Below are 25076 nucleotides of genomic sequence, written 5' to 3'. Positions count from 1 at the left end.
ACTTCGTGGATGCCAGCAGCCACTGCGTCGACCCGCGTCGAGGACGCGGTGACAGCACGTCGCGGCGACCTCGTGGAACTCTCGCACGCCATTCATGCCGAGCCGGAACTCGCCTTCGCCGAGCATCGCAGCTGCGCCAAGACCAAGGCCCTGGTGGCCGAGCGCGGATTCGAGATCAGCGCCGCGCCCGGTGGTTTGGACACGGCATTCCGCGCCGACTTCGGGTCGGGCCCGCTGGTGATCGGGATCTGCGCCGAGTACGACGCGTTGCCCGGTATCGGCCATGCGTGCGGGCACAACATCATTGCGGCGTCGGCGGTCGGCACCGCGCTGGCGCTGGCCGACGTGGCCGATGAACTCGGGCTCACCGTGGCCCTGATCGGCACGCCCGCAGAGGAGTCCGGTGGCGGCAAGGCCCTGCTGATCGACGCGGGTGTGTTCGACGACGTGGCCGCGGCCGTGATGCTGCACCCCGGACCCGTCGATATCGCCGCCGCCCGCTCACTGGCGCTGTCCGAGGTGATCGTGACCTATACCGGCCGCGAGTCACATGCCGCCGTTGCGCCGTATCTGGGCGTGAACGCCGCCGACGCGGTGACCGTCGCGCAGGTGGCGATCGGGTTGCTGCGCCAGCAGATGGCGCCCGGTCAGCTGGCCCACGGCATCGTCACCGAGGGTGGCTCGGCGACCAACATCATCCCGGGGCGGGCCCGGCTGCAGTACACCATGCGGGCGGCCGACACCGAGTCGCTGCGGGGGTTGGAGGCCAAGATGCGCGGGTGTTTCGCGGCCGGTGCCCTCGCCACCGGATGTGAGCATGAAATCGACGAAGCTGCACCGCCGTACGCCGAACTGACTCCGGACCCGTGGCTGGCCGAGGTGTTCCGTGACGAGATGACGAAGATGGGCCGCAACCCGGTTCCGGTCGAGGTGGAAGCCGGAATGCCGTTGGGGAGTACGGATATGGGCAATGTCACGCAGCTGCTGCCGGGCATCCATCCGGTGGTCGGTATCGAATCGGGCGGCGCGGTGATCCACCAGCCCGGCTTCACCGTCGCTGCGGCGGGGCCCAGTGCGGATCGCGCGGTCGTCCAGGGGGCAATCATGTTGGCGCGCACAGTCGTTCGGTTGGCTGAAACCACTGCCGAGCGCGACCGGGTGCTGGAGTTGCGGGACCGGCGGGGGGATCGGCCATGAGCATCGCGGACGCGTGTGAATCCTGGCTGGCCGGGCACTTCGACGATCTGGTGGCGTGGCGACGGCACATTCACCGTTATCCGGAACTGGGCCGCCAGGAGTTCGCCACCACCCAGTTCGTCGCCGATCGTCTGGTGGAGGCCGGGCTCAACCCGAAGGTGATGCCGGGTGGGACCGGCCTGACATGCGACTTCGGTCCCGAGCATGCGCCAAGGATCGCGTTGCGCGCCGATATGGATGCGCTGCCGATGGCCGAGCGCACCGGCGCCCCGTACAGCTCGACGATGCCGAACGTCGCGCATGCGTGCGGTCACGACGCTCACACCGCGATGCTGATCGGAGCCGCGACGGCGTTGGCCGCGGTGCCGGAACTGCCGGTCGGTGTTCGGCTGATCTTCCAGGCCGCCGAGGAGCTGATGCCCGGTGGAGCGATCGACGCGATCGCCGCCGGCGCGCTGGTGGGGGTGTCGCGAATCTTCGCGCTGCACTGCGATCCCCGGCTGGCGGTGGGCCGGGTCGCGATCATTCCGGGGCCGATCACATCGGCTGCGGACTCGATCGAGATCACCCTGCATTCGCCGGGCGGTCATACCTCGCGCCCGCACCTGACGTCGGATCTGGTCTATGGGATGGGCACCGTGATCACGGGGCTGCCCGGTGTGCTGTCTCGGCGGATCGACCCGCGGCACAGCACCGTGATGGTCTGGGGTGCGGCCAACGCCGGCGTCGCGGCCAATGCGATCCCGCAGACCGGGACGTTGGCGGGCACGGTGCGCACGGCCAGCCGTGAGACCTGGGTTGGCATGGAACAACTTGTGCGTGAGACGGTTTCGGGTCTGCTGGCGCCCTTGGGCATCGAGCACACACTGCAATACCATCGCGGTGTCCCGCCGGTGGTCAACGAGGAACGCTCGACGCAGATCATGACGCACGCGATCGAAGCCGTCGCTCCCGATGCACTGGCCGACACCCACCAATCCGGTGGCGGTGAGGACTTCTCCTGGTATCTGGAAGAGGTTCCCGGCGCGATGGGCCGGCTCGGGGTGTGGAGCGGTCGCGGGCCGCAATTGGATCTGCACCAGCCGACGTTCGACCTCGATGAGCGGGCGCTCGCGGTGGGAGTTCGGGTTCTGGTGAATATCGTCGAGCAATCCGCGGGATACTGATGAAGCTTCTCGTCACCGGCGGTGCGGGCTACGTGGGCAGTGTGTGTGCCACGGTGCTGCTCGAGCAGGGGCACGAGGTCGTGGTGGTCGACGACCTGTCGACGGGTAACGGCGACGCGGTGCCGGCCGGGGCGCGGTTCATCGAGGCCGACATGGTCGACGTCGCACCGGAACTGCTGAGCGACGGATCCTTTGACGGGGTTGTGCACTTCGCCGCGAAATCGCTGGTTGGCGAGTCGGTGGCGGAGCCGGAAAAGTACTGGAACAGCAACGTCGTCAAGACGATTCAACTGCTCGAGGCGATGCGGGCAGCCGGCACGCCACGGCTGGTGTTCTCCTCCACCGCGGCGACCTACGGTGAGCCGGAATCGGTGCCGATCACCGAGGACGCGCCGACCCGGCCGACGAATGCCTACGGCGCGACCAAACTCGCGGTCGACCACGCGATCACGTCGTACGCCACCGCGCACGGGCTGGCCGCCACGAGCCTGCGGTACTTCAACGTCGCGGGTGCCTACGGCGGCTGCGGTGAGCGTCACGGCACCGAGACGCACTTGATCCCGCTAGTGCTGCAGGTGGCGGCCGGTCAGCGCGCCGAGATCCTGGTGTTCGGCACCGACTGGCCCACCCCGGATGGCACGTGCATTCGCGACTACATCCACGTCCGCGACCTGGCCGATGCGCATCTGCTCGCACTGCAGACCTCGAAGCCGGGCGAACATCGCATCTACAACCTGGGCAACGGCACGGGCTTTTCGGTCCGTGAGGTGATCGCCTGCTGCGAGCGCGTGACCGGCGGACCGATCGCGGCGCGTGACGTCGAACGCCGCGCGGGTGACCCGGCCGTGCTGATCGCCTCGAGCGAGAAGGCGATCACCGAACTCGGCTGGCGTCCGCAACACACCACCATCGACGAGATCGTCTCCGATGCTTGGGAATTCACCCGCTCGAGCTGATCGCGAGCGTGCGTGTCGGTACGGCGACACGCCGTGTTCGTGGGCATTTCGCGCACGCTCACTATCCACAGGGCTGACTTTCCGATGTGATCGCGAGCGTGCAGCATCGCGCATGTGCGTGATGAACTGGCTGCGCTCTTCCAGAGGCAGGAGGGAGTGGCGACCGCCGAGCAGATCCTTGCCATAGTGAGTCGGCGCTACCTGGAGATGCTCGTGGAATACACGGCGGTGGAACGCATCTGGCGAGGCGTCTATTGCTGGGGTGCCGCCGACACCGCGCGCAAACTCAAGGGTCTCGACCTGGCGTGCGGTGAAACCGTCGGTATCTGCATGGCTACTGCGGCCGGTGCCTACGGTTTCGATACCGAGGGCGCCGCCGAGTTGCACGTGCTGAATCCCGTTGGGCACCAACTGCGGCCCGTTGAGGGTCTGGTCGTCCATCGTCGCGACGGTGCTCCGCTGGTCATGGTGTCAGGTCGTCCGGCGACAGCCCCGGCATGGACGGCCGTAGAGGTGGCCCGAACACTGCGTCGTCCGCGCGCACTTGCCACACTCGATGCCGCCCTGCGGTGTCTCGCGCCGCGGTGTTGCAACAAGGAAGGCGAGGGATCGTGAAGGTGCGCCACCTACTCCCGCTTGCCGACGGGCGAGCCGAGTCACCTATGGAGAGCGAGGCTCGCCTGGTCATGATTGATGGCGGTCTTCCGAGCCCGGTTCTGCAGCATGAGGTTGTCGATGCAAGAGGGCGGCTCCGCAGGCTCGATTTCGCCTGGCCGGCCCAACGGGTTGCCGCGGAGTACGACAGCGACGAATGGCATGTCGGGGCCGAAGCGCTTCGGCGCGACAGGGAAAAGCTGGCCGCCCTGCAAGACCTCGGATGGATGGTTGTGCCCGCGGTGACGGCGTGCGGACACGCACGCTCGCGGGTGGGTGCTAGCCGCTGGGGTGCCCGGGGCCGATGTTGCGCGCGGGGCGGGTGCGCAGGTCGTGCACGTACTCCGCTGGCGCACCGGCGATCTCGGCGGCGTCAGCCATCACGCCGAGGTAGCGCGCCGACGGTAGGCCACCCTCCCAAGCGTCCAGCACGTAGAGCCAGGCGAGCACGGGATCGGTTGTGGTGTCGGTGGATTCACATTCAATGCGGCATCTGATCTTCTTGTGGAAGCCCAGCTCCGAACCTTCCCAGCGATCCAGGTTCTGCTCGTCGGAGGTCGTCATGTCGTAGAGCACCACGAACACCTTCGAGTCCGGGTCTTCGACCAGCGTCGCCAGTGCGCCCTCCCAGCCGATGTCCTCGCCGGCGAAGGTCAACCGCCAGCCGTGCAACCAGCCGGTGCCGGCCATCGGGGAATGCGGCGCGCGCTCCAGCATCTGCTCGGGATGCATGTTGGACCCGTAGGCGGCATAGAGCGGCACGGGGAAAGCCTAGAGCGTCCTCTCGCAGCGAGCGCGGGGACTCCGATGATTAGGCTGATGCGCGTGACGACGCGGATCGTGATCATCGGTGGCGGGCCTGCCGGTTACGAGGCGGCACTGGTCGCAGCGGGGCGGGCCGAGGTCACCGTGGTGGACTCCGACGGCATCGGCGGGGCGTGCGTTCTCTTCGACTGCGTACCCTCCAAGACGTTCATCGCCTCGACCGGCGTGCGCACCGAGTTGCGCCGCGCGTCGGGATTGGGCTTCGACATCGGCATCGACGACGCCAAGATCTCGCTGCCGCAGATCAACAACCGCGTGAAGACGCTGGCCCGCTCGCAATCCGCCGACATCGGCACCCAGCTGCTGCGCGAGAAGGTCAACGTGGTGCAGGGTCGCGGCGAGCTGATCGACACCGTGCCGGGCATGGCGCACCATCGCGTCAAGGTCACCACGGCCAACGGGCAGGCCGGTGTCCTCAAGGCCGACGTGGTGCTGATCGCCACCGGCGCCAGCCCCCGCGTCCTGCCCAACGCGGTGCCCGACGGCGAGCGGATCCTGACCTGGCGCCAGCTCTACGACCTCCCTGAACTGCCCGAACACCTGGTGATCGTCGGTTCGGGCGTCACCGGTGCGGAGTTCTGCAACGCCTACACCGAGCTGGGCGTCGATGTCACCGTGGTGGCCAGCCGCGACCAGATCCTGCCGCACGAGGACAGCGACGCGGCCGCCGTGCTCGAAGAAACCTTCGCCGAGCGCGGCGTGACGCTGGTCAAGAACGCCAGAGCCGACTCGGTGCTGCGTAGCGCAGACGGGGTCAAGGTCACGATGGCCGACGGCCGCGTCGTCGAGGGCAGCCACGCCCTGATGACCGTCGGCTCGGTACCCAACACCGCTGGTTTGGGGCTTGAGCGGGTCGGCGTCGCCCTCGGGCCAGGCAACTACATTCCCGTCGACCGGGTGTCCCGGACGTCGGCGTCGGGCATCTACGCCGCCGGCGACTGCACCGGCTTGTTGCCGTTGGCCTCGGTCGCGGCGATGCAGGGCCGCATCGCGATGTACCACGCGCTCGGTGAGGGAGTGGCCCCGATCCGGCTGCGCACGGTGGCCTCGGCCACCTTCACCCGGCCCGAAATCGCCGCCGTCGGGGTGCCGCAAACCGCCATCGACAACGGTTCGGTGCCCGCGCGCACGATCATGTTGCCGCTGAACACCAACGCGCGGGCCAAGATGTCGTTGCTGACCCGCGGCTTCGTCAAGATCTTCTGCCGCCCCGCCACCGGCGTCGTCATCGGCGGGGTCGTGGTCGCCCCGATCGCCTCCGAGCTGATCCTGCCGATCGCCTTGGCGGTACAAAACCGCATCTCGGTGACCGATCTGGCCCAGACGCTGTCCGTTTACCCGTCGTTGTCCGGGTCGATCGTCGAGGCTGCGCGCCGCCTGATGGCGCACGACGATCTCGACTAGCCTGGGCCCATGAGCGACCCGATCCTTAGACCGGGCACCGGTCAGACCTTTCTCGGACCAACCGAGCGCGCGCGAGCCTGGGAGCGACTGGGCAGCGAACAGTTCGACGTCGTCGTCATCGGCGGGGGCGTGGTCGGTGCGGGCTGTGCACTGGATGCCGCGACCCGCGGGCTCAAGGTGGCCCTCGTCGAGGCGCGCGACTTCGCCTCGGGAACGTCGAGCCGTAGTTCGAAGATGTTCCACGGCGGCCTGCGCTACCTCGAGCAGCTGGAGTTCGGCCTGGTGCGTGAGGCGCTGCATGAGCGCGAACTGTCGCTGACCACACTGGCACCGCATCTGGTCAAGCCGCTGCCGTTCCTGTTCCCGTTGACCAAACGGGTGTGGGAGCGGCCGTACGTCGCCGCGGGCATTTTCCTCTACGACCAGCTGGGTGGCGCGAAATCCGTTCCGCCGCAAAAGCATTTGACCAAAGCCGGAGCGTTGCGATTGGCGCCTGGCCTCAAGCGCAGCTCGCTGGTCGGGGGCATCCGGTACTACGACACCGTCGTCGACGACGCCCGGCACACCATGACCGTTGCCCGCACCGCCGCCCACTACGGCGCGGTGGTGCGTACCTCGACCCAGGTGGTGAAGTTGCTGCGTGAGGGCGACCGGGTGATCGGGGTGACGATCCGGGACTCCGAAAACGGCACCGTCGAGGACGTTCGTGGGCACGTGGTGATCAACGCCACCGGGGTGTGGACCGACGAGATCCAGGCGCTGTCCAAGGAGCGCGGCCGCTTTCGGGTGCGCGCGTCCAAAGGTGTGCACATCGTCGTGCCGCGCGACCGCATCGTCTCCGAGGTGGCGATCATCCTGCGCACCGAGAAGTCGGTGCTGTTCGTGATTCCGTGGGGCACGCACTGGATCATCGGCACCACCGACACCGACTGGAACCTCGACCTGGCGCACCCCGCCGCGACCAAGGCCGACATCGACTACATCCTCGGCCACGTCAACACCGTGCTGGCCACACCGCTGACGCATGACGACATCGACGGCGTCTACGCCGGGCTGCGCCCGCTGCTGGCGGGGGAGAGCGAGGAGACGTCCAAACTGTCCCGCGAGCACGCGGTGGCGGTGCCGTCGCCTGGTCTGGTCGCGATCGCCGGCGGCAAGTACACGACGTACCGGGTGATGGCCGACGATGCTGTCGACGCTGCGGCCGAATACATCCCGGCGCGGGTGGCGCCGTCGATCACCGAGAAGGTGCCGCTGATGGGCGCCGACGGGTATTTCGCGCTGATCAACCAGACCCAGAGTGTGGGCGCACGCTATGGCCTGCATCCGTATCGGGTGCGGCATCTGCTGGACCGGTACGGCTCGTTGATCGGCGAGGTGCTGGAGCTGGCGGTCGACCGGCCGGAGCTGCTCGAGCCGATCACCGATGCACCGGTGTACCTCAAGGTCGAGGCGGCCTATGCCGCGGCCGCCGAGGGTGCGCTGCACCTCGAGGACATCCTGGCCCGCCGGATGCGGATCTCGATCGAGTATCAGCACCGCGGCGTGGACTGCGCGGCCGAGGTCGCCGACATCGTGGCGCCGATCCTGGGCTGGAGCGAGGCGGATTGCGCGCGGGAGGTGGCGACCTATATCGCGCGGGTGGAGGCGGAGGTGCTTTCCCAAGCTCAACCCGATGACGAGTCAGCCGATGCGCTGCGCGTGGCGGCGCCCGAAGCACGGGCCGAGATCCTCGAGCCGGTGCCGCTGAACTGAGCGAGCCTTGAGGCGTCCTCCTCCTCTCCCGGTCCGCGACGGACTCGGGCCGGCGCGGCTTCGGTTGGAGGGCGGTAATGTGGCCGACGAGTTCTCCCGGCGGTTCGGCCCGGACGGGCTGGCCAAGGTGCGCGACGGCGAGGTGGTCGACGCCGACGGCGCCGTGATCGATGTGTCGACGGTGCTGCCCGCCGGCACCCACGTCTACCTGTATCGGGAGCTGCCCGACGAGGTGGTGGTGCCGTTCGATATCCCGGTGCTCTACCGCGACAACGACATCGTGGTGGTCGACAAGCCGCACTTCCTGGCGACGATGCCGCGGGGCGGTCATGTGGCGCAGACGGCGTTGGTGCGGTTGCGTCGGTCGCTGGATCTACCGGAGCTGAGTCCCGCGCACCGGCTGGATCGGCTGACGGCGGGGGTGCTGGTTTTCACGGTGCGCCGCGAAGTGCGGGGGGCGTATCAGACGCTGTTCGCGCGGGGGCTGGTGTCCAAGACCTATCTGGCATGGTCCTCGGGTGTGCCGTCGGTCGCGCTGCCGACGGTTCTGCGCAGTCGAATCATCAAGCAGCGCGGCCGGTTACAGGCCTTCGAAGAGCCGGGCGAGCCGAATGCCGAGACGGTGGTCGAGTCGGTGGGTTCTGGCTGCTATCGGCTGCGTCCGCGCACGGGGCGCACGCACCAGTTACGGGTGCACATGGCCTCGCTGGGCCTGCCGATCGACAACGACCCGCTGTATCCGCGGATCGTCGAGGTGGCCGCCGACGACTTCTCCGCGCCGCTGCGGCTGGTGGCGCACCGGCTGGAGTTCGAGGACCCGTTGACCGGGGAGTTGCGGTCTTTCGTCAGTGCGGCCGGTGCCTGGAGGCCCTAGGCGTGTGGCGGGGATCACATGATGCTGATGGTATGGATGACGATCATCAGCTGGTGCTGGTAGCGGCGTACGCCGATCTTGATCAGGCGCGCACGGACTTCGACGAACTCGGAGAACGGATCAAGCACGGCATGGAGCTGCGGGCCGCCGCGCTGGTCGAAAAGGATGCCGATGGGCAGGCGAAAGTGGTCGAAGCGCACAACCGGCACGGCCGGGCCGCGGTAGGCGTCGGCGCGGGCTTTGGCCTGCTGCTGGGCCTGTTCATGCCGCCGATCGGGCTGTCGGTGGTGGTCGGCGGGGTAGCAGCGGGGTTGATCGCCGCGGTCGCCGAGCACGAACTGCGAACGGGTCTGCGCCGCGAGATCGGTGAGGCGCTCGAAGCAGGCACCGGCGTGGTGATCGCCGTGGTCTATCCGAACGGCCGGATACCGGCGGAAATCACGCTGTCGCATGCCACGAGCATCTCGGCCCTTCAAATGGACAACTCCACGATCAACAGCATCGAGAAGACGGTTGCCGACGCGATGGCCGCTGCCGGGCACCCGGTCAGCGCTGGCACGACGGACACCAGTAGGTGACGCGGTCCTCTTCGGAGGATTCGGCGCGGCGGATCGGCGTGCGGCAGCGGCGGCATGGTTCACCGGCGCGGCCGTAGACCCAGAGTTCTTGCCCGCGCCGGCTGTTGCCGGTGGTGGTGCGGTTGGTGCGGGTGCGGTTGGCCCACAACATTTTTTGGGCCTGCTTGACCACGCGGAGTGGATCGATGAGGCTGCTGACCGGGCTGGTGGGTAGCCGGCCGAAGACGAAGCACAGTTCATTGGCATAGACGTTGCCGACGCCGGCGAGGTTCCGTTGATCCAGCAGGGCGGCGGCGATGGGCCGGTCCGGGTCCTTGGTCAGGTTGGCGACGGCGCATTCGGGATCCCAGTCGCCGCCGAGAAGATCGGGGCCCAGGTGGCAGACAGCGTCGTCGTCATTGTCGCGGTCGAGGATCTCCAGCACGCCCAGGTCGATGCCGAGTGCTTGAATCTCACTGGTTTCCAGGATGATTCGGACCTTGTGCGCGTTGCGTACTGGTTTGCCCCGTGGTGCCACCTGCCAGCTGCCGTCCATCTTCAGATGTGAGTGGATGCTGGCCGGACCGACCCGGATGAACAGATGCTTGCCGCGGCTGATGACCTCGTCGACGGTGTTGCCGCTGAGATCCACCGTGGCGTAACGCGGCACGCGGACATCGCACCGGGTCAACGTCTCACCGACCAGCGCGTCGCGCAGGTTGGCCGCGGTGTGGAAGACGGTGTCGCCCTCGGGCATGGCTCCAGACTAAAAGGGCGGCGGATGGGCAGCGGCCCTCGCCTCATTGAGGCCTCGCTCCCAGCGGATTCGGTCGGCCCGTTCTTGGCTGCGGGTCCGGCGGCGGGTAGGCATCATCAACCCGCGACCAGGTGAACGAGCGTGCAGCGGTGAGGACGGCAACGTCAACTCCTGGGTGGGAGCGAACAACCGCGGAAAGAACAGTGTGCCTGCGGGTTTGGTGGTGTACGTACGACCAGACGGGGATGTCCAGATCACCGTGCCGTCGGGCAGCTGCCGGTCAGCCCAACCACCGGGGCCGGCATAGAAGGTCTTCAGGAGGTGGTGCATCCTACACAGCAGCTTCAGGTTGGACGGGTGAGTCGGACCCGCCGGGTACGGGACCGTGTGATCGATATCGGCCACTGCGGCGGGGCGGTCGCAACCGGGGAACCGGCACGTCAGATCGCGGCACCGGATGAACTCCGCCAACGCCGTCGACGGCCGGTAGCGCGGTTCGGTGCTCAGTTCCTTGCCTGCGATGACCGGCCGCAGCTTCGCCCGCGCGGCGAGGGCTCGCACGGTTTCGGCGGGTATCGCACCGTAGCCGGGCAAGAGTGCCGGGGCGTCGCCTTCACCGGTGACCGTGTCAGCCTCGGCCAGCAGGTGGATGACGATCTGTCCTGGTTCGCCGTCTGTGCGTGCGGGGCATTCGGTCGAATCGCATTCGCAGACCAGCGTCGAACTGTTTGCCCCCAAGGCGCCAACGGCGTCGGCGCGCCGCTGGCGGGCGGTGCGCGGGTCGTCACGGCATACCGTTGCGGCCAGCTGGTCCAGCCGCTGGTCGATCGCTGCTGCGTCGGCCGCGCGAACCCGGCCCCAGATCTCCGCCATGCCGTCTTGCGCCGGGCCGATCTCCACGTGACGGTCGTCGTCGGCCTTGCGCGCGACGCGCACGGCATCGGGGTCGATCTCCCTGACCAACCAGTCGAGAATCTCGGTGATCCTCTTCTGCGACAGCGTGTTCCATCCCGCCGCACTGCGGGCCAGCCGCTCGTCGACATCAGCCAGCGTGTCCGGGTCGCTGATCAGACCGGTGCGGAACACCGCCGCGATCACAATGCGATAGTCGATCGCGCCGGACGCGAACAGTGCGCCGAACTTCGGTAGCCGCTCGATCAGCTGCAGCCCGTAGTCCATTTGAGTGGACGCGCGACCTTGGCTGATGCCCAGCTCAGCTGCCACCTCGGCGGCCACGGCATCCCAGTTGTCGATACACCACTGTGCGCGATCGGCCGCGTCGATGGCACTCATCCGGCGCTGACAGAGCCGGCCGGCGGCCAGCAGGCGGTGGGCTATCGCCACTCGCTCACCGCGTTGCGACTGCCGCATCGTGTCGAGTAGGGCGGTATCGCCCGATGCTTCGAACATGTGTTCGATACTACGCGCGACCCCCGACAAGTTTTCGGCACGCCTGAACCTCAGCGCAGCCGAAGTCCCCGCGGAGTCCGGGAGAATCCGGCGTCGACCAACGCATCCGCGGTGGTCCGCCGATCGGGGTGCGCGGCCGTTTCGAGCACCGATATGCCGTCGAGCTTTTCGACCAGCACACCACCGATACGGCCGCTGCTGACCAACTCCGCCAGCGTCCCGGCCGCCGCGCGCTGCGCCTCCTCGTCGGCGCTGAAGTTCAACAGCGAACGGCCGCCTCGCTCCAAGAACCACACCAGCTCACCGTCCACCAACACCACCAGTGCACCGGCCTTACGCCCCGGTCGGTGGCTGGCGTCGGCGTCGGCCCGCGTTGGCCACGGCAACGCCGCGCCATAGGGATTGGCCGGATCGGCCGCGGCCAGCACGACCGCGCGATAGTCGCGGCGCTCGGGATCCACCTCGTCGAGGTAGGTCCGCAACCGGTCCACCGTCGATGCCACGGCGAACTGCGCCCCGCCCAGTGATTCGACGAAATAACCACGCTGGCACCGCCCGGCCTCCTCGAACCCGGTGAGCACCTTGTACATCGTGGCGAACCCGCCCGGCACCCCCTCGGCCGCCACCGCGCCCTTGGTCAGCACGCCGTGGCGATTCAGCAGCAACTCTGCCGAGAAATGCGCCCGCACAGTCGAATCCGGCTCACGTATCGGAACAGCCGACCATCGCCCGGCGACCGTCGCATCGACCGCCCGGGTCTGGGGGTGCGCCACCGAATAGCGGCTCAGCCGCGGCGCCCGGCGCTGCCGATGCGCGGGTGCGGCCGAGCGGCGGGTACCCGGCTTACGTCCACCGGCGAGCATCGCGCGCACCGGGGCGAAGGTGTCGCCGGTGACCCAGCCCGCCCAGATCAGTTCCCACAGCGCGGCTTTGGCGGTCTCCTCGGACCCGTCGACCAACTGCCGGAAGAAAAACGCCCCTCGGGCCTCGCCGGGCTCGCCCAGCACCTCGAAGATCGCCCGGTGGGCATCGGTGAAGTCGATCTCGGCCGGCTCTGCCAGCGTCAGCGGCGCGGTGTCGGCATGGTGGAACGCGATCCAGCCGTCGCTGCCCGAGATCGAGCCCACTCCCGTCCAGGTGACCTCACCGGAAGCCAGCAGTTCGTCGAGCATCGCGGGCTGGTAGTCGCGTACCCGCGGCCCGAACACCAGCGACTCGACCGCCGAGGCCGGCACCGGCACCCCGGCCAGCTGATCGATCACCGCGGCCAGCCCGTCGACACCTGAGGTGGCCGAGCTGCCGACCTGCTGCCAGGCCGGCAGGAACCGGGCATACGCGGCCGGACTCACCGGTTCGACCTGCGCACGCAGCGCCGCCAGCGAACGGCGGCGCAAGATCCGCAACACCTCGGCGTCACACCACTGGTCCGCATCAGGGCCGGCGACGAACTCGCCGCGAATCAGCTTGCCGTCCAACGCCATTCGGCCCAGGACATCGGCCGCGACCCGGAGCCCGAGCCCGAACCGGGATGCGGCCTCGGCGGTGGTGAACGGCCCGCGGGTGCGGGCGAACCTGCCCATCAGCTCGCCGAGCGGGTCGGGCACCGCCTCGGTGAAACTCGTCGGAACCCCAACGGGCACCGCGACGCCGACCGCGTCGCGCAGCCGCCCGATGTCCTCGATGCCCGCCCACCACGACTGACCGGCGTACGACAGCGGCAGCACCCGCCGCGCGGCATGCAGGCCTTCCAGCCACCCGCCGACATCGGCGGCAGTGCAGCGCTCGGCGATCTCGGCCTCGGTCAGCGGGCCGAGCAGGCGCAGTAGGTCGGCCACCCCCTCGGCGTCGCGGGCCTTGCGGTCCTCGGAAAGGTGTTGCAGCTGACGCGATGTGGTGGCGATGACGTCAGGATCCAGCAGCTCCCGAAGTTCGACGCGGCCCAGCAGCTCGGCCAGCAGGGTGCTGTCCAACGACAGCGCGGCCGCGCGGCGTTCGGCCAGCGGGCTGTCGCCCTCGTACATGAAGGCCCCGACGTAACCGAACATGAGCGACGTCGCGAACGGCGACGGCATCGGCGTCTCGACCTCGACGAGCCGGACTCGCCGCTGAGCGATCCGGCTCATCAGCTCGGTCAGTGTCGGAACGTCGTACACGTCCTGCAGGCACTCGCGCACCGCTTCCAGGACGATCGGGAAATCCGGGTATTTGCGTGCCACATCCAGTAATTGGGCTGCCCGCTGGCGCTGGTGCCACAGCGGCGAGCGTTTACCCGGATGGCGTTTGGGCAACAGCAACGCGCGCGCCGCGCACTCCCGGAACCGGGACGCGAACAGCGCTGACCCGCCGACTTCCGTGGTCACCAGCGGTTCGATCTCGTCGGGGGAGAAGACGAACAGGTCAGTGCCGGGCGGGGCGTCCTCGGTATCGGGTAACCGCACCACGATCCCGTCGTCGGAGGCTGTCGGCTTCTCGTCGATTCCGTAGCGCTCCAACAGCCGCCGGCTGACCGCCAGGGCCAGCGGGCCGTGCACCTTGAGCCCGTACGGTGAATGCAGCACCACGCGCCAGTCGCCCAGTTCGTCGCGGAAACGCTCCACCAGCAAGGTGGTGTCGCTGGGTACCGTCGCGGTGGCGGTGCGCTGATCGTCGAGAAGCTGCCACAGGTTGTCGGTGGCATAGTCGGCAAACCCCAGTTCGCCGCAGCGCCTGTCGAAGTCGTCGCGGCTCAGCGCGGCCAGCTCGCCGGTGAACTTCCCGATCGCCTGCCCGAGCTCGGCGGGCCGGCCGGCGTCGTCACCGCGCCAGAACGGCAGTCGGGCCGGTTGTCCCGGCGCGGGAATGACCAGCACCCGGTCGTGGGTGATCTCGGTGATTCGCCAACTGGTCGCGCCGAGTGAGATCACGTCACCCGGACGTGACTCGTATACCATCTCCTCATCGAGTTCACCGACGCGAGAAGGCTTTTCGGAGTCAGTGGCCAGATACACCGTGAACATGCCGCGGTCGGGGATTGCCCCGCCGGACGTCACGGCCAGGCGCTGCGCACCGGGACGGGCGGTCAGTGTGCCGTTGTCACGGTCGTACACCAGCCGCGGCCGCAGTTCGGCGAAGTCGGTGGACGGGTACTTACCCGAGAGCAGGTCCAGCGTCGCCTCGAACGCGCTGCGGGGCAAGGTCGCAAACGGGGCACAGCGGCGAACGACGTCGAACCACTCATCAGCACTCACCGGCTCCAACGCGCACGCGGCGACGGTGTGCTGAGCCAGGATGTCGAGTGGATTGGTGGGCACCCGCATGGTCTCGATCTGGCCGGCGAGCATGCGCTGCACGCTGACCGCACAGCCGATCAGATCGGTGCGATGTTTGGGAAACAGCACACCACGCGAGATTTCACCGACCTGGTGGCCGGCCCGACCGATTCGCTGCAATCCGCTGGCCACCGACGGTGGGGCCTCGACCTGGATCACCAAATCGACGGCGCCCATGTCGATACCGAGTTCCAGGCTCGAGGTCGCGACGACGGCCTTGAGCCGCCCGCTCTTGAGGTCGTCCTCGACGAGGGCGCGCTGTTCCTTGGACACCGAGCCGTGGTGGGCGCGGGCCAATAACGGCTCGGCTCCGTAGGTTTGGCCGCTGCCCATGATGTGGGCCGGCGGGCCACCGGGCACCTGGCGGTTGGGCGGCGCGTCCAGTTCGATGCCAGACCGCTCGGCATGAATCTCGTTGATGCGGGCGGTGAGTCGCTCGGCCAGGCGCCGGGAGTTGGCGAACACGATCGTCGAGTTGTGCGCCTCGACGAGGTCGACGATGCGCGCCTCGACATCGGGCCAGATGGTGTTGTTCTCCAGATTGGCCATATCGGGCACCGGCACCTGCACGGTCAACTCGAACGTCTTGGCGGCCGGGGGAGCCACGATCGTGGTCGGTCGAGTCCCCGACAGGAACCGCGCCACCTCCTCGGGCGGGCGGACCGTCGCCGACAAGCCGATGCGCTGGGCCGGCCGCTCCAGCAGCGCGTCGAGCCGCTCGAGCGACAACGCCAGGTGGGCGCCGCGCTTGGTACCCGCCACCGCGTGCACCTCGTCGACGATCACGGTCCGGACACCGGTCAGCGTCTCGCGGGCCGCGGAGGTCAGCATCAAGAACAGCGACTCGGGCGTGGTGATCAGGATGTCGGGCGGTTTGGTGATCAGCTCCCGGCGACGAGCCGGCGGGGTATCGCCGGAGCGGACACCCACGGTGATCGCAGGGGCAGGCACGCCGTCACGTTCGGCGATACGGGTGATGCCGGTCAACGGGGTGCGCAGGTTGCGCTCGACGTCGACGGCCAGCGCCTTGAGCGGGGAGATGTACAGCACCCGGGTGCCGCGCGCCTGCGGCTCATGAGCCAGCCGGTCGATCGCCCACAGGAATGCCGCCAACGTCTTGCCCGACCCGGTCGGGGCGATGACCAGCGTGTTGTCGCCATCGGCAATCGCTGACCAGGCGTCGGACTGCGCCGCGGTCGGCTCGGCGAAGGTGCCCGTGAACCAGCGCCGGGTCAGCGGACTGAACCGGCCCAGCGGATCGGCGGGACTCACGACTACAGGGTGCCAGGGGGCACCGACAGGGCGGCGGAAAGCCGTTAATTGACGAATCGGCAGATCGCGTGGCCATACTGATGTCTTGGGGCGACTGTTCGGGGGTTCAGTTGACGTCGACGACGGTTACGTGCCGGTCCTGCGGGACCGAGTCATCGCAGGGCGCCCGGTTCTGCGGCGCCTGTGGTACCCGGCTGAATGCAGCCGCCGATGCCGCGGAGTACAAGCACGTGACGGTGCTGTTCGCTGACGTGGAGCGATCGATGGATATCGCGGCGGCCCTGGATATCGAGCGGTTGCGCGAGGTCATGACCGAGTTGGTGGAGCGGTCGACGGCGGTGCTACGACGTTTCGGAGGGACCGTCGAGTACAACGGCGACGGGGTCATGGCGCTGTTCGGAGCACCCGTGGCGATGGAGGATCACGCGTTTCGGGCCTGCCTGGCCGCTGTGGACCTCCAGAGCGAGGCGAGTCGGCTGGCTGCCGAGGTGAAGCAGCGTGATGGCATCGACTTCCGTGTGCGTGTGGGCCTGAACTCGGGGCGGGTGATCGCCGGGGAGATCGGCTCGGGTGCGCTGGGCTACCGCGCGATCGGCGAGACCGTCGGATTCGCTCAGCGGATGGAGTCGGTGGCACCCGCGGGCGGCGTGATGCTCTCGGAATCGACTGTCCGCCTGGTCGAGGACCGGGTGCTGCTGAGCGGCCAGGCCTGGGTGCGGGTCAAGGGCGCAGATCAGCCGGCCGCGGTGCGCCAACTGCTCGGGATCCCGCCGCGCAGTGGACGGCTGGGACGCGTCGAGTCGAGCCTGGTCGGACGGAGCGCGGAGATGACCGCCATCGGGTCGGCGCTCGATGCCACCGTCGGCGGCCGCGGCGGTGTCGTGAACGTCGTCGCCCCGCCCGGAATCGGAAAATCCCGGGTGGCCCGAGAAGCCGCCGCGCTGGCGACGGCCCGCGGGGTCGAGCCGATCTGGGTCTTCTGTGAGTCGCATGCGCGGGACATTTCGTTCGGCGTGGTCGGGCGGCTGCTGCGGGCCGCAATCGGGGTGGCGGACCTCGACAGTGCACGTGCTCGCGCGCGAGCCCGGGCTGTCATGCCTGAGGCCGACCCGCAGGATCTGCAGCTTCTTGACGACCTGCTCGGTATCGCCGACCCGGAAGCGGCATTGCCGGCCATCGACCCGGATGCACGCCGGCGGCGGCTGACCGCACTGGTCAACAGCGCATCGCTGACGCGCGATCGGCCGGTCCTGGTGATTGTCGAGGACGTGCAGTGGATCGATGCGGTGAGCGAATCGATGCTGGCCGGCTTCCTCAGCGTGGTCGACCGGTCGCCCACATTGGTGATGATCACCTCTCGCCCCGAATACGTCGGTGCTCTGCGGCCCGTGCCGAATGCTTTGGCGATACAGCTTGACCCTCTTGATCATTCGGACATTTCCGCACTGCTCGGCGAGTTACTGGGGGCGGACCCGACCGTCGACGACCTGGCTGCGGTGATCGCGGACCGGTCCGCCGGTAACCCGTTCTTTGCCGAGGAGATGGTCCGCGAGCTGGCACAGCGCGGAGTCCTCGTCGGTGAACGAGGCGACTACCGTTGTCGCGGAGCCGTTTCCGACATCAGCGTGCCCGCAACCGTGCAGGCGGCCATTGCGGCACGAATCGACCGATTGAGCCCGGCAGCGCGTCATACGTTGAACGCCGCCTCGGTGATCGGGGAGCGGTTCAGTGCGAATCTGCTTGCCGCACTCGATGTCGATGCCCAATTCGCCGAGCTGACGAACACCGAGCTGATCGATCAGGTGCAACACACGCCGAGTGCCGAATACGCCTTTCACCATCCGCTGATCCGTGCGGTGGCCTACGAGACGCAGCTGAAATCCGGCCGCAGCGAATGGCATCGGCGACTGGCCGCCGCGATTGAAGGTGGCTCACCGAACGCGGTGGAGGAGAACGCGGCGTTGATCGCCGAACACCTCGACGCCGCCGGTGATCTGCACGCCGCGTATGGCTGGATGCTGCGGTCGGCGGCGTGGTCCGCCAAGCGCGATATCATCGCCGCCCGGCTGTGCTGGGAGCGGGCATTCGGCATCGCCAAACGAGTTCCGCAGAATGGTCCCGCCGAACTGTCGATGCGGATAGCCCCACTGACCATGTTGTGCGCCAGTGACTTTCATGCCGGTGAGGCCGACAAGAGCCGGGGGCGATTCGATGAGCTCCGGGAGCTGTGCAGTGCAACCGGTGACAAGGTCTCGCTTGCGATCGGTATGACGGGGCTGGTGACCGAGTACCTATACGCGCGCCGTGCCGATGAGGCCGCGAGGCTGGCATCCGAACAGATGGCGCTGCTCGAATCCATCGGTGAACCCACCATCATGGTCGGGCTGGGATTCGTCGCATTCGCAAGTTGGTTCAATCAGGGTGACTTCGACGAGATCGTGCGCTGGACGCAGACGGTGATCGAGCTTGCTGATGGTGATGCCGCCATGGGCGCGGGTTTCGGTATGGCATCCCCACTGTCGGTCGCGATGGCCTTCCGCGGGATCTCCCGGTGGTGGCTGGGCCGGCCCGGGTGGCGCGAAGACCTCCGTGAAGCGCTTGCGATGGCCCAGAACGCCGACCCCGCGACGCTCGCGTTCATCCTGGCCTGGACGTACGGCCTGGAGATCGCGTACGGGGTGTTGCCGGCCGATGATTCCGCGCTCCGCGCAAACGAGGAGGCGATGCAAACCGCACAAAGAACCGGCAACGACAACGCGGTGACCCTGTGCGAGTACGGATTGGGCCTTGTGCTGTTGCACCGGGAGAGTGCGGTGCAGCGGCGACGCGGGCTCGAGCTGATGGAGAAAGCCCTGGCCATGTTGCGGGTGCGGATCCCCTCGCTGGTCCCCGTCACCGAGTTGTGGGTAGGTCGTGAGTGGGCGAAGCTCGGCAACGCGGATGACGCCATCACGATGATCCGTGGCGCGGTCGACCAACTGTATGAGGACGGCCGGCTCGGGTATTGCATTGCGGGCCTCGGGATTCTGACCGAGGTGCTGGTCGACCGAGGCGGTGACGACGATCTGGCGGCGGCCGAAGGGGCGATCGCACGGTTGGCGAACATGCGGGCCGATCGGGTATCGGCCATCCGAGAAATCACGCTGCTGCGGCTGCGCGCGTTGCTCGCACGCGCCAGGGCTGATCCTGTTTACCGCGACCTGCTCGACCGCTATCGCGACATGGCCGAAGAGCACGGCTACGGCGGGCATATGGCCCAGGCTCGGGCGATGGCGGAAGGTGAGCGCTAACTCCAGCCTGTCCCCCCAGCGGACCGGAGTCAGCACTCACCGGTACATCATCTCTGCCTGATGGCTCAACGGGTGCAGTAGTGCACTACTGCAATTTGCGGCCAGAGTGGCCCACCAACGCGGCGAGCTCCTCACGGCTGGTGGTCCCGGTCTTCGCCATGGCCCGCAGGACGTGACTTTCGACCGTGCGCACCGACAGGGTCAGGCGCTCGGCGATCGCCCGGTTGGACAGCCCCTGACCGATCAGCATCGCGATCTCGCGTTCCCGCTCGGTCAACGGCAACGGCTCGGCGGCTTCGCGCAGTGCGGGAGTGACCAGCGCGCCGCAGTCTTCCGCCAGCGCCGAGGCGCGAGTCGAACTTCCCAGAGCTGACCCACGCTGGCCGTGACGGCGATACGCAAGCGCCGCATGCGCGGCGGCGTCGACGGCGGCGACGCGGTCACCCAGCTCCTCGAAACCTTCTGACACCAAGGACAGTTCGCGACCATCCCCATCCCGCAGAGCGGCGGCGAAGCGCGCCGCCAGCCCGGCCCGCGGTCCTTCGACGATCGATTCCAGCTCGGCCAGCCGCGACGCTGTGGTGCGGTCCCCGAACTGGGTGGCCGTCTGCAGACAGAGCACCTCGGCACCGAATTGGCCGTTCTCGGCCGCTCGCTTCGCCGCCGCCAAGCAGCCGCCGATTGCCTCGCTGACCGCGCCTTGGCTCGCCGCCACCCACGCCGTGGCCAGACTCCGCTCGTAGTCGAGCGTCCGGAACGGACGTCGAACCTCGTCGAGTTCGGCCAGCGCGAGCTCCGCCGCGTCGGAATCGCCGAGCATCGCGAGTGCCGTCACGAGTACGACGGTGTAGCGGAACCCCCAGCCCATCGTGTGACCGGCGGCGGACAGCCCCACCGCGGCATGTTTCAACAGTCGGCACGCGGAATCGAGCTGCCCTCGGCCCAGTGCGGCCCGCCCGGCCACCGCGGCCCCCAGCAACTGTGCCTCGCCGGGTAGATCGTCGGCTTGTCGGCGCACCTCCTCGGCCACGTCGAGTGCGGCGCCCACGCGGCCGGCCAGCAGCAGTGCCGTCAAATGGGCATCGGCGATGTTGAATCGCATCTGGGGCGCATCGAACCGGCGTGTGGCGGCTTGGTAGCCGGTTTGTGCGTGAGCTTCTGCCTCGGCGGTCTGGCCGGCCTCACCCGACACCACGGTGAGCGCCCACCCGATCTCGGCACCGACAACCGGGGGCAGGTCGGCGAGCACAAGCTCGTTCGCGGCCTGCCTGGCGGCCTGGGGGTTGTCGGTGGCAAACCAGTGCACGGTACGGAAAGCGTCCAGATAGCTGCGAGCTTGTCCGGTGGTCACATCGGCCGCGTCGTCGATGATCTCGATGGCGCGATCGGGTTCGCCGATCGCCCATAGCATGTTGCTCGCCCGCAGGAAGCTGAGGCGGGCGCGGTCGACCTCGGTGAGCTCACTGGCGGCCACCCCGTCGAGGACGGCATCGGCTTCCTGCCCGCGCGACAGCCAGGACAGCGCATGCGCTCGAACAAGATTGGGCTCGGGCCCGGCTCCGGCGGCCACCGCGGCTTCGGCGAGCCGATCGGCCAGCTGCAGGTCGGCCAACCAGACCGCGCCATGGGCCGCCTGGATGAGAAGATCGGCGTCGGGTGGCAGATCGGACTCCATACTCAACGCGGCCCGCTTCACAACCGCCCGAATATCCTCGGCATCAACAGCTTTGGTCAACTCGGCGACGACGAGTCCGCGCAGCCGGCGCAATCGGGTCACCGACGCGCTCCTGCGCCGCACCTCACTGTAGATCGGGTGGGCCACCCGAGCCTGGACTCTGCCGCCGGCCGGTTCCAGCGTGACGAGATTGCGGATCTCGGCCTCTTCGATCGCTGCCGGATCGGTGATGCGCATCAGCGTGTCCAGGTCGATCGGCTCGGCGACGGCCAGGATGTCGATCACGTCGCCGACGGATCCTGACAATGTGCCGATCCGCGATTCGACCAACCCGATCAGGTCCGGTGACAGTGCCGGGTCGCCGCTCCAGTGCCATGTGTCGCGCTGTTGGACCAGCCGGCCGTCGGCGACCTCCTGCTCGACGATGTTCCGGAGGTACAGCGCGTTGCCGCCAGTCAGCTTCCAAAGTCGTTGTGCGGAACTGGGTTCCACAGGCCCGGCGAGCGTGGCGGCGAGCGCCGCCATGGTCTCGTCGAGGGATAGCGGCTGGATGTCGAGACGGTCGAACGGGGCCGACGACCAAATTTCCTGCAATGCAGTGGGAATCGGCTCACCGTCCCGAACGGTCAACAACACTTTTGCCGCGTTGCGTTGTACGAGCTGATGGACGACGAATATGGACAGATCGTCAAGCAGATGTGCGTCATCGACCGCGAGGACAACTCGACCGCGAGAACCCGGGACCACCAACGCGTCGATGACGCCCCTGACCAGCTGCACGGTCTCGGTGGCCCCGGGCCGAGCCCATGCGGTGAACGCGCCCAGCGGAATCGACCGCGCCGAGGATGCGCCGACGACCCATCTGGCTTCGAAACCCCGCGACTTCGCAAAACTCAACGCCTCGCGCGCGATCCGGCTCTTGCCGACACCGGCGGCACCCGAGACGACCGCGCCGGCGACATCGGTGGCCGCGATCGCGGACTCGATGGTTCTCATCTGCCCGGAGCGGCCGATCAAGGGCCACGACAAGCGCATTGGCAAAGCGTAGCCCTCTGCTAGGGCTCGATCGACGCGAAGTCGATCCACAGATGGCGGGGGCCGCGGAACACCTGATTGTGCCGGTAGGGCGGGGGATCGACCACCAATCGCGGGGAACGCACCCTGCGCAGGAAGATCTCCAGGGCGACGTTGATTTCCAGCCGCGCCAGCGGACCGCCGAAGCAGGTGTGGATACCGCTGCCGAAACCGAGGTGTTCGTTGTCCTCCCGCAGCGGATCGAAGCGGTCGGGATTGTCGAAACGGCGCGGATCACGGTTGGCCGCCGCCCACACCAAAAACACCGCCGAGCCGGCCGGAATCCGGGTGCCGCCGATCTCGATATCGGCGGTGGCCCAGCGGCTCGGGAAGAATTGCACCGCCCCCTGCAGCCGTTGCACCTCCTCGATGGTGCGCGGGATCAACTCCGGGTTGTTGCGCACCAGGTCCCAGGAGCCCGGGTTGCGCAACAGCGTCATCACACAATTGCTGATGGTATTGACCGTCGAGTCGTGGCCGGCGACGAGCAGAAGCTGAGCGTTGGACTCGGCGACCGGCTTTGACACCGGACCGTCCGGGCCGTCGTCGTGCAGCGCCGCCGACAGCAGTCCCGGTCCCGGTTCCCGGCTCAGACGATCGACGAGATCGTGGACGTAGGAGTTCAACTCGGCCATGCTGGCGGCTGCCTTCTCGGTGGCGGCTCGACCTTCGTCGGTGTCGCGCTCCGGCCCGACGTCGGCGCCTTGCATGAAATCGGTCACCCAGCCGTGGAATTTCGGTTCGTCCTCCATCGGCACGCCAAGTACCCGGAAGATCACCGACACCGGGATCGGGTAGGAGAAGTCGTCGACGACATCCATTCGGTTGGAGCCGCGGACCCTGGCCTTTTCAGCGACCTTGTCCAGCAGGCTGTTGGCCAAGTCGGCGACCATCCCTTCCATGCTGGGGATCAGGCCGGGGGTGTGTGGTGGCCCGAAGTGGCGCATGAACTGCCGGCGCATGCGGTCGTGCTCGGGTGGGTCGGCGACCAGCATGCTGGCGTCTCGTGTCTGAGCCGCCTCGGCGGGTTCGAGCTGGGTGTGTTTCTCGCCGAACAGGCCGGACGGACTGCGGCCGATATCGGAGCTGACCCGCGGATCATGCGACAGCGCAACCGCTTCCGGGTAGCCGGTGACCACGTAGGTCTTCTCCGAGACCTTCGCCACCGGTGTCTTGCGCAGTTCTTCGAAGTAGGGGTACGGGTTGGGGCGATTGTCGTACTTCATCGCCTCTGCCCAGGCGGTCGCGGCGTCCATGACGGCAGTCTCCTTATGCCCGCGGCCGGAACTCGGCGCTACGGTCGGTCGGGTCGTGTCCGGTGAGCACGACGTCCGGGTTGCCCGCAGGTTCGCGGGGATCCGGGAAACGTGCGGGCATCACCTCGGTGTCGGCGGGGCGGTCGTAGCCGGGAGGGGGCGGGGGAAAAGGCGCCGACTTCTCGATCAGGGAGGCGTAATACGGCAGCCACTTGCCGTGGTTGAACGTCACCGCGCCGACAATTCGGCCGCGTTTGCCGTAGGCGGCGGCGAAGCGGCGTTCCGAGGGCGATCCTTGGGTGAACACGATCTCGTCGCCGAAGGAGCACACGCCCACGCTCTTGATGTTCACCCCGAATTGCCCAGACCAGAACGATGGCAGCGGCAGGTGTGGACGTCTGCCCACCTCGAGGTGAATCATGTTGTTGGCGGCCACTTGGGCACCGAAAACGGCATTGTCCCAGTGTTCTTGGGACATGAACTCGTAGTCGTAGAGAACGTGGGGCGCTCGTGCGACGTCACCGGCGACGAAGATGTGGTCGGTCACCACACCGTTGATGTCGAAGGCCCGACAGCCGGCGTCACAGGCCAACCCCCACTGCCCGGCGGCCAGGCCGGCGCCATCGAGCCACTCCACGTTGCGGATCGAGCCCAGCGAGGCGACCACCACGTCGACGTCGAGAGCCGTGCCATCGGAGAGATGAGCTTGGCGGACCTTGCCGCTTTCGTCGCCGGAAAGGCTTTGCACCGCAACGCCGGTGCGCAGGTCCACGCCGGCATCACGCATCATGCCTGCTGCGATCTCGCTGATCACGCCGCCCAGTGCGCCCATCAGTGGCCCCTTGCCGCGCTCGGCCACCGTCACCGACAGGCCGAGATCGCGGCACACCGATGCGATTTCGGACCCGACAAAGCCCGAGCCGACGATCAGTACGCGCTTGGGGCTTGCCTTCAATGCGGCGGCCAGGGCCGCCGCGTCCTCCACGGTCCGCACCGTGAAAACACCGTGCAGGGCACCCTCAACCGGGTTCGGCCACGGTCGCGCCCGCGTTCCCGTCGCGATCAGCAGCCGGTCGTAACCGACTTCTTCGCCGTTGGCGAGCTTGACCACGTGATTGATCCGGTCCAGGCCGACGGCTGCCACCCCCAGTTTCCAGTCGGCATCCACCCGGTGCAGGCGCGGCAGCTTGGTGTGGTCGGCCGGCACCCAGCCTTTGAGTACCTGCTTGGACAGTGGTGGGCGATCGTAGGGCTCGTGCGGTTCATCGCCGATGATGGTCAGCGAGCCGCCGAAACCCTTCTCCCGCAGTGCCTCTGCCGCCCGTAGACCTGCGAGCGAGGCGCCGACAATGGCGATCCTGCCTTCGGCCCGGAACTTCGTGACGACCTCGTCGAGCGAGTACGTCCCCGTGCGTGCGGTCGTCACCGGGCGTCCCGGTCCTCGGGTGGGTCGACCTCCAGGATGATCGCCTGCACCGGGCAGGACGCGGCCGCGCGCAGCACCCGCTGGCGCTGCGCATCATCGGGGTTGGGGTCGTAGGCGAGGGCTTCCTCGCCCAACAGCGTGAACACGTCGGGCGCCAAGGGCACGCACTGGGCATAGCCCTGGCACTTGTTGAGATCGACTACCAGCCGCATGTGCGCGA

At 67.9% G+C, this 25076-nt stretch carries 16 protein-coding genes and 1 pseudogene; 9 read left to right on the top strand and 8 right to left on the bottom strand.

Translation table 11 applies throughout. The features are described from left to right. Nucleotides 1–9 precede the first annotated feature (9 nt). The 4 genes and pseudogenes from HPC46_RS05795 to HPC46_RS34880 form a co-directional block, all read left to right on the top strand. The gene (locus HPC46_RS05795; protein ID WP_179467712.1) at nucleotides 10–1197 is read left to right on the top strand and encodes a M20 family metallopeptidase; all 1188 of its coding nucleotides are present in this window, start codon (nucleotides 10–12) and stop codon (nucleotides 1195–1197) included. Further along, nucleotides 1194–2363: an amidohydrolase gene (locus tag HPC46_RS05790; protein WP_179467710.1), complete on the top strand. Its 1170-nt coding sequence runs from the start codon at nucleotides 1194–1196 to the stop codon at nucleotides 2361–2363. Before HPC46_RS05795 ends, HPC46_RS05790 begins: the two co-directional genes overlap by 4 nt. Next, entirely contained in the window at nucleotides 2363–3319 is a 957-nt protein-coding gene (galE, locus tag HPC46_RS05785) for a UDP-glucose 4-epimerase GalE (protein ID WP_179467708.1), read from the top strand. Before HPC46_RS05790 ends, galE begins: the two co-directional genes overlap by 1 nt. A gap of 114 nt (nucleotides 3320–3433) precedes the next feature. Further along, nucleotides 3434–4218 (top strand): annotated as a pseudogene (locus HPC46_RS34880) (hypothetical protein); the annotation flags it as partial. Nucleotides 4219–4252: 34 nt separating this feature from the next. Here the strand turns inward: HPC46_RS34880 and HPC46_RS05775 are convergent. Next, nucleotides 4253–4735 (bottom strand): gamma-glutamylcyclotransferase family protein, encoded by a 483-nt coding sequence (locus HPC46_RS05775; protein ID WP_179467704.1) that lies wholly within the window; start codon nucleotides 4733–4735, stop codon nucleotides 4253–4255. Nucleotides 4736–4798: 63 nt separating this feature from the next. On the opposite strand from HPC46_RS05775, the gene HPC46_RS05770 reads away from it, so the two are divergent. Genes HPC46_RS05770 through HPC46_RS05755 form a run of 4 tightly spaced genes read left to right on the top strand, consistent with a single transcriptional unit; the run spans nucleotide 4799 to nucleotide 9409 of the window. Next, complete coding sequence (locus HPC46_RS05770; RefSeq protein ID WP_179467702.1) at nucleotides 4799–6202, top strand: NAD(P)H-quinone dehydrogenase; 1404 nt, start codon at nucleotides 4799–4801, stop codon at nucleotides 6200–6202. 9 nt (nucleotides 6203–6211) lie between these two features. After that, the gene (locus HPC46_RS05765; RefSeq protein WP_179467700.1) at nucleotides 6212–7957 is read left to right on the top strand and encodes a glycerol-3-phosphate dehydrogenase/oxidase; all 1746 of its coding nucleotides are present in this window, start codon (nucleotides 6212–6214) and stop codon (nucleotides 7955–7957) included. Nucleotides 7958–7964: 7 nt separating this feature from the next. Next, nucleotides 7965–8831: a pseudouridine synthase gene (locus HPC46_RS05760; protein WP_179467698.1), complete on the top strand. Its 867-nt coding sequence runs from the start codon at nucleotides 7965–7967 to the stop codon at nucleotides 8829–8831. A gap of 32 nt (nucleotides 8832–8863) precedes the next feature. Further along, a complete protein-coding gene (locus HPC46_RS05755; RefSeq protein WP_179467696.1) occupies nucleotides 8864–9409 on the top strand; it encodes a sulfatase in 546 nt (181 codons plus the stop codon). Here HPC46_RS05755 and nei2 read toward each other — a convergent pair. The 3 genes from nei2 to HPC46_RS05740 are packed head-to-tail and all read right to left on the bottom strand — an operon-like array spanning nucleotide 9378 to nucleotide 16135. Next, a complete protein-coding gene (nei2, locus tag HPC46_RS05750) occupies nucleotides 9378–10145 on the bottom strand; it encodes an endonuclease VIII Nei2 (RefSeq protein WP_179467694.1) in 768 nt (255 codons plus the stop codon). The genes HPC46_RS05755 and nei2 overlap by 32 nt on opposite strands. Nucleotides 10146–10154: 9 nt before the next feature. Next, entirely contained in the window at nucleotides 10155–11555 is a 1401-nt protein-coding gene (locus HPC46_RS05745) for an HNH endonuclease signature motif containing protein (RefSeq protein WP_179467692.1), read from the bottom strand. 50 nt (nucleotides 11556–11605) lie between these two features. After that, the gene (locus HPC46_RS05740; RefSeq protein WP_179467690.1) at nucleotides 11606–16135 is read right to left on the bottom strand and encodes an ATP-dependent helicase; all 4530 of its coding nucleotides are present in this window, start codon (nucleotides 16133–16135) and stop codon (nucleotides 11606–11608) included. 80 nt (nucleotides 16136–16215) lie between these two features. Here HPC46_RS05740 and HPC46_RS05735 point away from each other — a divergent pair, with 80 nt between their 5' ends. After that, entirely contained in the window at nucleotides 16216–19425 is a 3210-nt protein-coding gene (locus HPC46_RS05735) for an adenylate/guanylate cyclase domain-containing protein (RefSeq protein WP_179467862.1), read from the top strand. A gap of 85 nt (nucleotides 19426–19510) precedes the next feature. On the opposite strand, the gene HPC46_RS05730 is transcribed toward HPC46_RS05735, so the two are convergent. Genes HPC46_RS05730 through HPC46_RS05715 form a run of 4 tightly spaced genes read right to left on the bottom strand, consistent with a single transcriptional unit; the run spans nucleotide 19511 to nucleotide 25068 of the window. Further along, nucleotides 19511–22135: a helix-turn-helix transcriptional regulator gene (locus HPC46_RS05730; RefSeq protein ID WP_179467688.1), complete on the bottom strand. Its 2625-nt coding sequence runs from the start codon at nucleotides 22133–22135 to the stop codon at nucleotides 19511–19513. Nucleotides 22136–22155: 20 nt separating this feature from the next. After that, nucleotides 22156–23430: a cytochrome P450 gene (locus tag HPC46_RS05725; RefSeq protein WP_179467686.1), complete on the bottom strand. Its 1275-nt coding sequence runs from the start codon at nucleotides 23428–23430 to the stop codon at nucleotides 22156–22158. Between the two features lie 13 nt (nucleotides 23431–23443). Beyond that, complete coding sequence (locus HPC46_RS05720) at nucleotides 23444–24856, bottom strand: NAD(P)/FAD-dependent oxidoreductase (RefSeq protein ID WP_179467684.1); 1413 nt, start codon at nucleotides 24854–24856, stop codon at nucleotides 23444–23446. Continuing rightward, a complete protein-coding gene (locus HPC46_RS05715) occupies nucleotides 24853–25068 on the bottom strand; it encodes a ferredoxin (protein WP_179467682.1) in 216 nt (71 codons plus the stop codon). Before HPC46_RS05715 ends, HPC46_RS05720 begins: the two co-directional genes overlap by 4 nt. Between the last annotated feature and the right edge of the window lie 8 nt (nucleotides 25069–25076).

Origin of the sequence: Mycolicibacterium vinylchloridicum (assembly GCF_013404075.1) — a bacterium.
Classification (GTDB): Bacteria; Actinomycetota; Actinomycetes; order Mycobacteriales; family Mycobacteriaceae; genus Mycobacterium; species Mycobacterium vinylchloridicum.
This window is presented reverse-complemented; position numbering and strand designations above follow the sequence as displayed.

Excerpts from the sequence above, each read along its gene's own strand:
- HPC46_RS05790 (WP_179467710.1), top strand. The coding sequence starts at position 1,194 with ATGAGCATCGCGGACGCGTGTGAATCCTGGCTGGCCGGGCACTTCGAC.
- HPC46_RS05725 (WP_179467686.1), bottom strand. The coding sequence starts at position 23,430 with ATGGACGCCGCGACCGCCTGGGCAGAGGCGATGAAGTACGACAATCGC.
- HPC46_RS05755 (WP_179467696.1), top strand. The coding sequence starts at position 8,864 with ATGGATGACGATCATCAGCTGGTGCTGGTAGCGGCGTACGCCGATCTT.
- HPC46_RS05730 (WP_179467688.1), bottom strand. The coding sequence starts at position 22,135 with ATGCGCTTGTCGTGGCCCTTGATCGGCCGCTCCGGGCAGATGAGAACC.
- HPC46_RS05795 (WP_179467712.1), top strand. The coding sequence starts at position 10 with ATGCCAGCAGCCACTGCGTCGACCCGCGTCGAGGACGCGGTGACAGCA.
- nei2 (WP_179467694.1), bottom strand. The coding sequence starts at position 10,145 with ATGCCCGAGGGCGACACCGTCTTCCACACCGCGGCCAACCTGCGCGAC.
- HPC46_RS05765 (WP_179467700.1), top strand. The coding sequence starts at position 6,212 with ATGAGCGACCCGATCCTTAGACCGGGCACCGGTCAGACCTTTCTCGGA.
- HPC46_RS05715 (WP_179467682.1), bottom strand. The coding sequence starts at position 25,068 with ATGCGGCTGGTAGTCGATCTCAACAAGTGCCAGGGCTATGCCCAGTGC.
- HPC46_RS05745 (WP_179467692.1), bottom strand. The coding sequence starts at position 11,555 with ATGTTCGAAGCATCGGGCGATACCGCCCTACTCGACACGATGCGGCAG.
- galE (WP_179467708.1), top strand. The coding sequence starts at position 2,363 with ATGAAGCTTCTCGTCACCGGCGGTGCGGGCTACGTGGGCAGTGTGTGT.
- HPC46_RS05735 (WP_179467862.1), top strand. The coding sequence starts at position 16,216 with ATGTCTTGGGGCGACTGTTCGGGGGTTCAGTTGACGTCGACGACGGTT.